The 10,924-nt window shown below is 71.5% G+C and carries 10 protein-coding genes; 5 read left to right on the top strand and 5 right to left on the bottom strand.

The window, feature by feature from the left end; genetic code table 11:
- Positions 1-146: 146 nt before the first annotated feature.
- Complete coding sequence (locus tag DLJ58_RS16705) at positions 147-968, bottom strand: hypothetical protein (RefSeq protein WP_124857481.1); 822 nt, start codon at positions 966-968, stop codon at positions 147-149.
- A gap of 147 nt (positions 969-1,115) precedes the next feature.
- Here DLJ58_RS16705 and DLJ58_RS16710 point away from each other — a divergent pair, with 147 nt between their 5' ends.
- From DLJ58_RS16710 to DLJ58_RS16720, 3 genes are all read left to right on the top strand, one after another.
- On the top strand, positions 1,116-2,921 hold the full coding sequence (locus DLJ58_RS16710; RefSeq protein WP_124857483.1) for an AfsR/SARP family transcriptional regulator: 1,806 nt from the start codon (positions 1,116-1,118) through the stop codon (positions 2,919-2,921).
- Between the two features lie 56 nt (positions 2,922-2,977).
- The gene (locus tag DLJ58_RS16715) at positions 2,978-5,110 is read left to right on the top strand and encodes a RecQ family ATP-dependent DNA helicase (protein WP_124857485.1); all 2,133 of its coding nucleotides are present in this window, start codon (positions 2,978-2,980) and stop codon (positions 5,108-5,110) included.
- A 275-nt stretch (positions 5,111-5,385) separates the two neighbouring features.
- Complete coding sequence (locus DLJ58_RS16720; RefSeq protein WP_124857487.1) at positions 5,386-6,312, top strand: hypothetical protein; 927 nt, start codon at positions 5,386-5,388, stop codon at positions 6,310-6,312.
- Positions 6,313-6,405: 93 nt separating this feature from the next.
- On the opposite strand, the gene DLJ58_RS16725 is transcribed toward DLJ58_RS16720, so the two are convergent.
- Both DLJ58_RS16725 and DLJ58_RS16730 read right to left on the bottom strand, forming a co-directional pair.
- Positions 6,406-6,876 (bottom strand): nitroreductase/quinone reductase family protein, encoded by a 471-nt coding sequence (locus DLJ58_RS16725; RefSeq protein ID WP_124857489.1) that lies wholly within the window; start codon positions 6,874-6,876, stop codon positions 6,406-6,408.
- Complete coding sequence (locus tag DLJ58_RS16730; RefSeq protein WP_124857491.1) at positions 6,873-7,652, bottom strand: SDR family oxidoreductase; 780 nt, start codon at positions 7,650-7,652, stop codon at positions 6,873-6,875. Before DLJ58_RS16730 ends, DLJ58_RS16725 begins: the two co-directional genes overlap by 4 nt.
- Before the next feature lie 145 nt (positions 7,653-7,797).
- Here DLJ58_RS16730 and DLJ58_RS16735 point away from each other — a divergent pair, with 145 nt between their 5' ends.
- Positions 7,798-8,433 carry a TetR/AcrR family transcriptional regulator gene (locus DLJ58_RS16735; protein ID WP_124857493.1) on the top strand — a complete coding sequence of 212 codons (636 nt, stop codon included), beginning with the start codon at positions 7,798-7,800 and terminating at the stop codon, positions 8,431-8,433.
- A 55-nt stretch (positions 8,434-8,488) separates the two neighbouring features.
- Here DLJ58_RS16735 and DLJ58_RS16740 read toward each other — a convergent pair whose 3' ends face one another.
- Positions 8,489-8,905: a helix-turn-helix domain-containing protein gene (locus DLJ58_RS16740; RefSeq protein WP_124857495.1), complete on the bottom strand. Its 417-nt coding sequence runs from the start codon at positions 8,903-8,905 to the stop codon at positions 8,489-8,491.
- A gap of 254 nt (positions 8,906-9,159) precedes the next feature.
- On the opposite strand from DLJ58_RS16740, the gene DLJ58_RS16745 reads away from it, so the two are divergent.
- Complete coding sequence (locus DLJ58_RS16745) at positions 9,160-9,510, top strand: hypothetical protein (protein ID WP_244218976.1); 351 nt, start codon at positions 9,160-9,162, stop codon at positions 9,508-9,510.
- Between the two features lie 91 nt (positions 9,511-9,601).
- On the opposite strand, the gene DLJ58_RS16750 is transcribed toward DLJ58_RS16745, so the two are convergent.
- A complete protein-coding gene (locus tag DLJ58_RS16750; RefSeq protein WP_124857497.1) occupies positions 9,602-10,762 on the bottom strand; it encodes a class I SAM-dependent methyltransferase in 1,161 nt (386 codons plus the stop codon).
- Positions 10,763-10,924 lie beyond the last annotated feature (162 nt).

The following is a 10,924-nucleotide window of genomic DNA, read 5'->3' on the forward strand; positions in this document are numbered from 1 at the left end:
CTCCGCCCGCCACGCCGCTGACTTCACCCACCACCCCCGTCGATCATGAAGTTGTTGCCACGACACGCCATGCCGGTCGGCGACAACTTCATGATCGACGGGGGAAGGGGGGCGCGGCCCCCCGTGTGGCCGCGACCCCCTGGTGATCAGCCGTTGAGCATGTCGTAGGCCGCCTTCGGTGCCTCCTGCGCCGCGCTCCCGGAAGGCGCGGCGAGCTTTGGCGCCGAGCCGTAGTCGGCGTACTTCACCAGGTACTTCCAGGCCTTTGCCTTGCCGGCGGCGGGGATGGCCAGGGTGAGCGAGGCGAGGTTGCCGTCGGGGCCGACGACGGCCGTGAACGGGACCTGCCCGGCCGCCGCACCCAGGGCCGCCACCTCCTCCTCGCCGACGGCCTCGCCGGCCTGACCCTTGGTCAGGTCGACGACTCCGGTGTACGTCCGGTCGTCCTTCGCCTCGACCGAGGTGGCGGCCTCGATGATCGGGCCGGCGTTGCCGACGTCAGCGCCCTCGTACGTCGGCGTCGTTTCCCCATCGGTCAGCTTGGCGCGGTCCAGTTCCATCCAGCGGTTCGGCAGCTTCGGCAGCCCGGTCAGCCCCTCGGTGCCGGTGAACTTGACCTTCAGCCAGACCTGCTCCTTCACCAGGAGGAACGACATCCGGGTGGTGAACCCGTGCTCCGGGTCCTTGTACGCGGCGGTGAGGTCCATGCCCTTAGCGGCCGGGTCCACCACACCCGAGATGTCCGAGCTGGAGTCTTTGCCGGTGAACCGGAATGCACCCTCGGTGCCGTCCGGCACCGCGGCGAGCAGTGCCTCCTTCGGCGTGGGGGTTGGGCTCGGGTTGCCGCCAGCGGCGGGACCGGACGCATCCGGGCCGCAGCCGGCCAGCAGAGTGGTCGCGGCGATGACGCCAACCAGGGTGCTGAACTTCCGCCGGGTGGTGCCGGTGTGGCCGGTTTCGTTCGTCATCACAGGATCTCTTTCCTTGACGGTGCTTGGCTTCTGCCGGGAGAGATGCTGCCGGGCGGTACGGCGGAACCACTGCCGATATGCTGCGGTTCGACGGCGGTGCACCGACGGGGCGCCGGCAGTGGGGTGTCAGGAGCGGGAACTCGCATGTCAGGTGAGCTGCGCTTCGAGATTCTCGGGCCCCAGCGGGCCTGGCACGGCGACCGGGATCTCGACCTGGGGGCCGGCAAGCAACGGGCCGTCCTGGCCGTGCTCCTGCTCTCTGGCGGCCGTCCGGTCACCACCACGCAGATCGTGGATGCCGTGTGGCCCGAGGAGCCGCCGGCCAACGGTGCGAACGTGGTGCAGAAATATGTCGCTGGGCTGCGTCGGGTGCTGGAGCCCGAGCGCACTCCGCGTAGCCCCGGTCAGGTGCTGACGCTCACCGACGCCGGTTATCAGCTCCGGCTCGGGCCGGACGCGGTCGACGCCCTCAGATTCGAGCGGGGGATCCGTCGGGCCGAGCGGCTCCGCGCCGAGGGTCGGACGGCCGAGGCGGTGACCGAGCTGAAGACCACATTGGAGTTGTGGAAGGGCGAGCCGTTCAGCGGCTTCGCCGGGCCGTTCTTCGACTCCGCCCGACAGCGTTGGCTGGAGTTGCGGGCCACCGCGCTGGAGAGCTGGGCCGACCTGGAGCTACGCCTGGGCGGGCACGGGGAGATGGTCGGTGAGCTGCGGGAGTTGACCGCCGAGTTCCCGCTGCGCGAGCGGCTGCGTTACCAGTTGATGCTGGCGCTGCATCGCAGCGGGCGGCAGGCCGAGGCGCTGGCCGAGTACCGGGACTTTCGTGCCCTGTTGTCCGACGAGTACGGCATCGAGCCTGGCGATGTTCTTCAGGACCTGCACCGCCGCGTCCTGCGGGCCGATCCGGCGCTACTGCCGCCCACTGCCGTGTCACTGCCGTCGACGGCCGTCGAACCAACCAGGCCCAGCTCCGGGCCACCGGCCCTCGCCACACCGCCCGCCGCCGGGCCACCCACCGGGTTGCCGACGGCAGTGCCAGCGCGACCGGACGATCCGTCGACCAGGGCACTGCCGCCGCCGCCCACAGCGGAAGCTGCGGCCGTGCCGCCGCAGGCCGGCCCGCCACCCGTCAGCTCGCCGCCGCTGTCGACTCACGCCCCGGAGCCGTTCCCGGTGTACGGCCCCCCGCCGAACCTGTCGACCCTGGTTACCGCACCGCCGTCCCCCGATGGCGAAAAGCGCGCCAGGATGTCGCCGCCGCGCTGGGCGAGCCGGGCTGCCACGATCGTCGGTACGGCACTCGTCCTGCTCTCCGGAGGCTGCCTCACCTGGGTCGTGATCCTCGCGTACGCGGTCTGGCGGCGTAGCTGGCGCCTCGCCATCGCCGGTGTCGGCTACCTGGCCCTGATCACCGTCGAGGTGAACCTCCTCAACGTCGAGGACCCGGAGGCCGAGGTTCCGGGCGTCACGGCGTTCTCGTTCTTCGGCCTGGCGCTGATCACCTGGGTCGTCGGGGCGGTGCACGTGATCCTGCTCAGTCGAGGCCTCTGGGCGGCGATCACCGGCAGCCAGCGGGTGAACGCGGACGATCGGGTCGACGTCGAGCGGCGCGTCCGTCGGGAGCACGCCCGCTACCTGCTGTACCACTACCCGGCGGCGCGCGGTGAGCTCAGCATCGGCCGACCCGACCTGGCCCGGAGCTTCGACGACGGCGGCCTGATCGATGTCAACGCCGTCCCGGAGCAGGTGCTCGCCACGCTGCCCGGCCTGACCGAGCACCAGTGCCGGCAGATCGTGGTGGACCGTTGGATGCGCGGCCCGTACGCCTCGATGGAAGAGTTCGCGGGCCGTTGTCTGCTGCCTCCGAACACCACCGAACCCCTCCGTGAGCTGCTGGTCTTCCTGCCCCCGACGTCGGTGCCCGTTTCGCAGCCACCGGTGGGATCGTGACCGGAACCTCCCGCGCGGACCGGGGGATAAGCGTCCGGCGCTGGTAGAAATGCCGGGTGGAGACAGCAGAGCGGGCAGCGGTACGGGAACGGGCCGAGGCGGTGCTGCGCCGGCTGGCCGGTGACCACGCCCGGCTGCGCGAGGATCAGTGGCGTGCCATCGAGGCGCTGGTCGTCGACCGGCGGCGGGTGCTCTGCGTCCAGCGCACCGGTTGGGGCAAGTCGGCTGTCTATTTCGTGGCCACCGCCCTGCTCCGGGACCGCGAGCAGGGCCACCAGGCCGGGCCGACCGTCATCGTCTCGCCGCTGCTGGCGTTGATGCGCAACCAGGTCGAGGCCGCCGCGCGAGCAGGCATCCGGGCCCGCACGATCAACTCGGCGAACCTCGACGAGTGGGACGAGATCACCGCCGAGATCCAGACCGGCGGGGTGGACGTGCTGCTGATCAGCCCGGAACGCCTCAACAACCCGGACTTCCGCGACGGCGTCCTGCCGAAGTTGGCCGCGACCACCGGCCTGCTGGTGGTCGACGAGGCGCACTGCGTCTCCGACTGGGGGCACGACTTCCGGCCGGACTACCGGCGGCTGCGGACGTTCCTCGCCGAGTTGCCTGAGCGCACGCCCGTGCTGGCGACAACCGCCACTGCCAACGCCCGGGTCACCCAGGACGTCGCCGAGCAGCTGGGCGACGCCCTCATCCTGCGCGGCACCCTGGACCGCGAGTCGCTGCGCCTCGGGGTGCTCGACCTGCCCAGCCCGGCGCACCGGTTGGCCTGGCTCGCCGACCACCTGGACCAGCTGCCCGGCTCGGGCATCGTCTACACGCTGACCGTGGCGGCAGCGGGGGAGACGGCCGAGTTCCTGCGCTCCCGGGGCTACCCGGTCGCCTCGTACAGCGGGCAGTCCGACGACGCCGACCGGCGGGCCGCCGAACAGGACCTGCTCGACAACAAGATCAAGGCGTTGGTCGCCACCAGCGCCCTCGGCATGGGCTTCGACAAGCCCGACCTGGGCTTCGTCGTCCACCTCGGCGCGCCACCCTCGCCGATCGCGTACTACCAGCAGGTCGGCCGCGCGGGCCGCGCCGTCGAGCACGCCGAGGTGCTGCTGCTACCCGGCGTCGAGGACGCCGCGATCTGGCGTTACTTCGCCTCGCTGGCGTTCCCACCGGAGCAGCAGGTCCGGGCCGTGCTGGCCGCCCTGCACACCGACCGCCCGCTCTCCACCCAGGCCCTCGAACCCCTCGTGGACCTGCGCCGGGCCCGGTTGGAGCTGATGCTCAAGGTGCTCGACGTGGACGGCGCGGTCCGCCGGGTGCGCGGTGGTTGGCTTGCCACCGGCGAGCCGTGGGTCTACGACGAGGCCCGGTTGCGCCGCGTCGCCGAGGCGCGCACCGTCGAGCAACAGGCCATGCGGGAGTACGCGACGACGTCCGACTGCCGGATGCGGTATCTACGGGAACGCCTGGACGACACCGAGGCGGCTGACTGCGGCCGATGCGACAGGTGCGCCGACCCACTCTTCGCCGCGGACGTGTCGACGGCCGCGCTCGCCGCCGCGCAGACCTTCCTGGGTCGACCCGGCGTGGAGATCGCGCCGAAGAAGCTCTGGCCGACCGGGCTCGACGCGGTGGGCGTACCCCTCAAGGGCCGGATCGCCCCCGCGGAGCAGGCGCTGCCGGGCCGGGCCGTCGGGCGCCTCTCCGACCTGGGCTGGGGTGGCCGGCTGCGCGCTCTCGTCGGCCCGGAAGCGCCGGACGCGCCGGTGCCCGACGACGTCGCCGGCGCGGTCGTGGAGGTGCTGAAGGCGTGGGCGCACGGCGACTCCCCGTGGCCCCGTCGGCCGGTGGCGGTGGTCGCGGTCGGTTCCCGGCGGCGGCCCCGGCTGCTCGGCTCGCTGGCCGAGCGGATCGCCACCGTGGGCCGGCTGCCGTTGCTCGGCGAGGTCACCGCGGCCGGCCCCGACGGCCCGACCGGGCCGCGCGGCAACAGCGCCCAACGGGTACGCGCGCTGCACGACACCTTCACCGTGCCGAGCGCCCTGGCGGAGGCCCTGGCCGGGCTGGACGGCCCGGTGCTGCTCGTCGACGACCTGATCGACTCGGGCTGGACGATGACGCTGGTGGCCCGTGCCCTGCGCCGGGCCGGCGCGACCGACGTGCTCCCGCTCGCCCTCGCCGTGGCCGGCTGACCCGCTGTCCTCACGCTGCTCCTCGGCGCTGCTCGGGTCCGCGCCGCCGTCCATGCCGTCGCGCGGCGCTGCGGCGCGCTCTACGCCGGTCGGGTGGGAAAGTTCCCGGGCGGTGTCGAGTGCGACCGTCGCCACGCTGTCCGGGCGTCGGCCTGACCCGGCCGGGCGCGGCGGTACCGTGGGCGGCATGACCGACCAGCAGCCCGTCACCCGTGCGCGCACCGTTGCGGGCAGGACCGCTGGCGGCGAGGCCGGCCAGGCGCGGGGCGTCGGCCATGGCTGACCCGGGCCCCGCCGAGCCGGACCGGAGCACTCTCCGGCTGGCGCTGGTCGTCGGAGGGCTGGTGCTGGCGGTGCTGCTCGGCTTCGGCCTCGGCCGGTTGAACACCACAGGCGCCGCCACCGGCAGCCCGTCGTTGGCCGCCGAGCACACCGACCCACCGGGCGTCGCTCCGCACAACCACGGCAGTGCCATCACCACCGATCAGGGCGCGCCCACCGAGCCGGGCGGTCTGGCGGTCAGCTCGGCCGGGTTCACCCTGACGCCCCTGACCAGCGAATTCACGGCGGGTCGCCCTGGTCAGCTCCGCTTCCAGGTGCGCGACGCGCAACGTCGGCCGGTGACCCGGTTCGCCATCGTGCACGACAAGCCGATGCACCTCATCGTCGTCCGGCGGGACCTGACCGGTTACCAGCATCTGCACCCGACCATGGCGGCGGACGGCACCTGGTCGGTGCCGCTGACCCTCGGGCAGCCCGGCCTCTGGCGCGCGTACGCCGATTTCACAGTGGTCGCCGACAACGGCGCGCAGACCGCGGTGACCCTCGGCACGGACCTGGTGGCACCCGGCGACTACCGGCCCCGTCCACTGCCGGGGCCGGCCACCTCGACGACCGTGGACGGCTTCACCGTCGGCTACCAGGGCACCCCGCAGCCGGGGGCGACCGTGCCGCTGACCTTCCGGGTCGACGGTGCTGGCGGCGCAGCTCCGCTGGAGCGGTACCTCGGGGCGTACGGGCATCTGGTGGCGTTGCGCGAGGGCGACCTCGGCTATCTGCACGTGCACCCGGAGACCGAGCTGGTGGACGGTCAGATCAAGTTCTGGTTGACCACCCCCGGCCCGGGCCGCTACCGCCTCTACCTCGACTTCCAGGTGAACGCCGAAGTCCGAACCGCCGAGTTCACCCTGACCGTCTCCTAGGCCTCGGCCCCGGCCCGGTGGTCATGAAGCTACTGCCGCTCGGGAGGCGTCGACGGCGGGACGAGAGTCGTCCATCTGTCGAGGGACCCGCGATTACGGTCGCCGGCGGAAGCTGATGCGCATCAGCCGGCTTTCGGCCCAATCTTCGAGCCGTGTCGGCCGGATGGTCCCGGGGTCGTGGGGCTGATTGAGGTCCGCGACGATTTCCGCCAGCACGGCCTGACGTTCGGCTGGGTCGGTGACCGGCGTGGCCCGTGCGGGCAGATCTGCGGCGATCCCGTTCTTGAGGTGGAAGGTGAAGTTGGGATTGGCGAGAAGGTTCGCGTGCCAGTCGGTCGCGGCGCCGCCGGCGCCGCTGCACAGGTAGGTTGCGCCCGCGGCTCGGTAGAAGAAGATCTCGATGCGGCGTGGCCGGCCGGTGCGACGCCCCAGCGTCGTGATGTCGATGATCCGTTCCCTGGTGCCCGCGGCGGGTGTGATCTCGACGGCTCGCCGGATCGGATCGGGCAGGTGGGACAAAGGCGCGTCGGAGTCGTTCGATCCGGTCGTGTCTGGAGTGCTCATGCGGCCTCGCTCTGGAGAGCGGGACCGAGGAGGAGCCCACCGTCGATGACGTACTCGGAACCGGTGATGAACGACGCGTCCGATGACGTGAGGAAGAGGAGAAGACGGGTGACGTCGGTCGGCTCGCCGAGGCGGGGGATGGCGAACGGCTCGGGTGAGTAGAAGTCGGCGATCGCCGCGGTGGCGCCAGCCGCCGGTTCAAGGACGAAGGGTGTCGAGATCACGCCGGGGTGGATGGTGTTCACACGGATGTGGTCGCGGCCGAGTTCGAGCGCTGCCGTCCGGGTGAGTCCTCGTACGGCCCACTTGCTGGCGACGTAGGGCGCGTAGTGAGCCGTGCCGCCCAGGCCCATGGTCGAGGCGATGTTGACGATGGCTCCCCCTGCGGCGCGGCGCAGAGCCGGGGTGGCGACCTTGATGCCGAGGAAGGTCCCCGTGAGGTTGATGTCGAGGATGCGGGACCACGTGGCCTGTTCCGTGTTCTCGATCGGCACCGGCGGGTTCTGGACACCCGCATTGTTGACAAGCACGTTCAGGCCGCCGAAGGCGCCTTCGGCGGCCAGCACAGCGGCGGACCACGAGCTCTCGTCGGTGACGTCGAGGCGGGTGAAGCGAGCACGAGGCCCGAGTTCGTCGGCGAGAGCGGCGCCGCGCTCGGCGTCGATGTCGCCGATCACCACGTTCGCTCCCTCTGCGTGAAAAGCGCGTACGTGGCTCGAGCCCTGGCCGCCGGTCCCGCCGGTCACGAGCACGGTCTGGTTGTCGAAGCGGTTCATCAGATGTTCCTTCGGCACGGGGGGTGTCCGACCGGGATCATCGGCGATGAACGCCGGCCGATGGTGAGCCAAGCGACTCACCACTGCCCCGACGCTACGCCGGCAGCAATGGTGAGTCAAGCCACTCACCTCGTATGCTCGGTCCATGAGCAGGGTTGTGACGACGTACCACCAGCGCGTCGCCCAGGAGAAGCGCGCGCTGATCGTGGCGGCCGCGACCGCACTGTTCCTCGAGTTGGGCTACGACCGGACGTCGCTGGCGCGGATAGCGGAGCGCTCGGGCGTTTCGCGGGCCACCTTGTTCAAGCAGTTCCCGAGCAAGGCCGCGCTGTTCGACGCGATCGTCACCGAGTCCTGGTCAACCGCTGACGAGGGGGAGCCTCCGCCGGCCGGCAACGTCGTTGACGGGCTCGGCGCCATCGGTCGCCGTTACGCCGAGCTGTTGAGCCGACCCCAGATGACCGACCTGTTCCGGATCGTCATCGCCGAGCTGCCGCGGTTCCCCGAACTGGCCCACGCGCAGTTCTCGCAGGGGAAGATGCCCTACTTCGAGTCCGTACGCGGCTACCTCCTCGCCGAGCACGAGGCGGGAACGGTGCGGATTGAGGACGTGGACGTCGCAGCCACCCAGTTCCTGGGCATGATCTCCAACTACGTCTTCTGGCCGAAGCTCCTCGTGCCGGGCTGGGAGGTGAGCGCCGTACGCATCGCGCAGGTGGTCGACGAGGCCGTCAAGACCATCGCCGCACGGTACGGCGCGACCGGCGCATCGGGCGAATGACGTTCCCGGCGCCTCTTGTCAACGATCGACCGCTGCCAGATCGGCAGGACACGCCCTAGCCGGCTCGGCGGATGGGGCGGCGGGCCAGGTAGCGGAGCAGGTCGCGGATGTGGTGCTTCTCCTCGGCGGGGACCGTGGGGTCGGCCAGCCGGTCCAGGATGGCCCGGACGTCGGCCTCGACCGGGCCGTCGTCGTGGCGGCGGCGGGGCATGGGGCCGGCGTCGGGCAGCCCGAGCGCGCGGAACGCGGCGGCGACCGGCAGATCCAGTGCGGCGCAGAAGCCGCGCACCTTGGCCAACTCGGGATAGTCCTGCCAGTCACCGGCCAGCCAGCGGAAGACGGTGGAGCGGCCCACGCCCGTGTGCGAGGCAAGATCAGTCACGGTCCAGCCACGTTCGTCGCGAGCGTCATCGATGGCGCGCCGGACGAAGCGGGCGAAGGCCATCTGCGGTGATACGTCGGCGGATCCCATCCCTGTGTGTCTTCCCCTCCCACCGGAGCACCGGGACGATGCGCCTTCCGAGGGTAGTACGCCCGGAGCTGTAAACAATTGACTGACCGCACAAACTGTCCCGTGGGCGAGACTTTCTCCGGAAGCATGTGTGCAGAACGAAAATTGCATTTAGCGATCTTCATCGTTCTTCCATTAAGCTCGGTGCCGGTCCCGACATCGCGTCTGTCGCCTGCCGCCTGCCGCCTCCGACCGGATCACTGCCGAGGAGCACCATGGCCGAATCGAGCCGCCCCCAGCCGTACCTGCCCGGTGCGGTGAGCCTCTTCTTCGTCGCCAAGGCCGGCGTCTTCGCCGCCGCGTTCTGGATCTGGTTGCTGGTCCTGGTGCTCCGCACCGACTCCGCGACCGGTCTCGAGGTGCTGGTCGCCACCGGCACCATCACCACCACGCTCGTCGCGGTCCTGCTCGGCGCCCGGATGGCGTTGCAACACAACGCCGCCATCCGGCACGCCGAGGTGAAGAAGCTGCTGGTCGACATCTCCTGGAACGCGTTCGTGGCGGCCGGCAACGCCGAGACCGAGGGCAAGGTCGTACCATTCCCGGCCGCACCCGGGCGACGGTGAGTGGGCCGCCCAGCGGCCCGCCCCCGACCGGGTGTCGGTCCTCGACAGTGGTGCCAGCGAGCGCAACGGTGGCCGGGACCGCCGACGCTAGCTAGGAGACGGGCGTCTCTCCGATGGCCAGCAGGGTCTCCAGCCGGGGAGTGACCTGCCACTGGTCCACCAGCTCGCGGTACTCCGCGCGCTGCGGCTCGGACGCCTCGGCACCGGTACGACGGGCGCGGATCAGCAGGTTGCGTGGGGTGTGCTGCGAGTCCACGAACTCCACCACCTCGGTCCGGTACCCGTGCACCCGCAGCAGCCCGGCGCGCAGCGCGTCGGTGAGCACGTCGGCGAAGCGCTCGCGGAGGATGCCCTGCCGGGTCAGCAGCTCGTACGGTGCCGGGGTGGGGTGGGCGCGGAGCTGCTTCGCCAGATCGTGGTGGCAGCACGGCGCGGCCAGCACCCAGCGGGCCTCCCAGCGCACCGCGCGGGCGAGCGCCTCGTCGGTGGCGGTGTCGCAGGCGTGCAGCGCCAGCACCAGATCGGGGGCGGGGTCGACGACGGCGTCGGCGATCGTCCCGGCCACGAAGCTGACCTGGTCGGCCCAGCCCAGCCGCTGTGCCAGCTCGGTGTTGCGACGCCGCTGGTCCTCCCGGACGTCCACGCCGACCAGCTGGACGTCGAGCCCCCGACTCGTCAGGTAGCGGTACGCGGCGAACGTCAGGTAGGCGTTGCCGCAGCCCAGGTCGACCACCCGTAGCGGACCGGTCAGGTCGTCGGGCAGGGTCGCGGCCAGGGCCCGCAGGAACGCGTCCACCTGGCGGCGCTTGGCCGCCGAACCGCCGATCTCGGCGAAGATCGGGTCGCCGGGGTCGAGCAGGTATTCCTTCGTCCGGTCGTTTCCGGTGGGCGTCGCCGCCGGACGGGACGTCGCGGCCCGGTGCACCTGCGCCTCGCCGGACTTGGTCACCCGCAGTTGGAGGGTCGCGTCGGCAGTCTCGACGTGCCAGTTGCCGAACGGCTCGGCGAGCAGTTCGTCGATCGCCGCAGCGGCTTCCGGACCGGAGGCGAGGTTGCGGGTGTAGGGGCGAGCACCGTCGGACGTGGTGATCTGCATCCGGGGCCCGGCCTTGAGCCGCACCGGCCGCAGCTCGGCCCGCTCAACGGTGGGTCGGCGACCGCGTCGACGTCCGGCGGCCACCGCCCGGGTCAGCGCGGGGTCGAGCAGCAGCGCCCGAACCTCGGTCAGGGCGGCGTCCAGTGGTTGCGGCATCGTTCCATCTTCGGCAGGTGGGGTGGGAGAAGGGAACATCCCCCGCGCCGCGCGAGGCGGTGCGGGGGATGTCAGGTGTGGCTGGTGGTCAGTCCGCGGTCGCCTCGGCCGGGGTGTCCGCACCGGAACCGCCACCACGGCGGCGGCGTCGGCGGCGCCGTG

It is taken from the genome of Micromonospora arida (assembly GCF_003857035.1).
GTDB classification, from domain to species: Bacteria; Actinomycetota; Actinomycetes; order Mycobacteriales; family Micromonosporaceae; genus Micromonospora; species Micromonospora arida.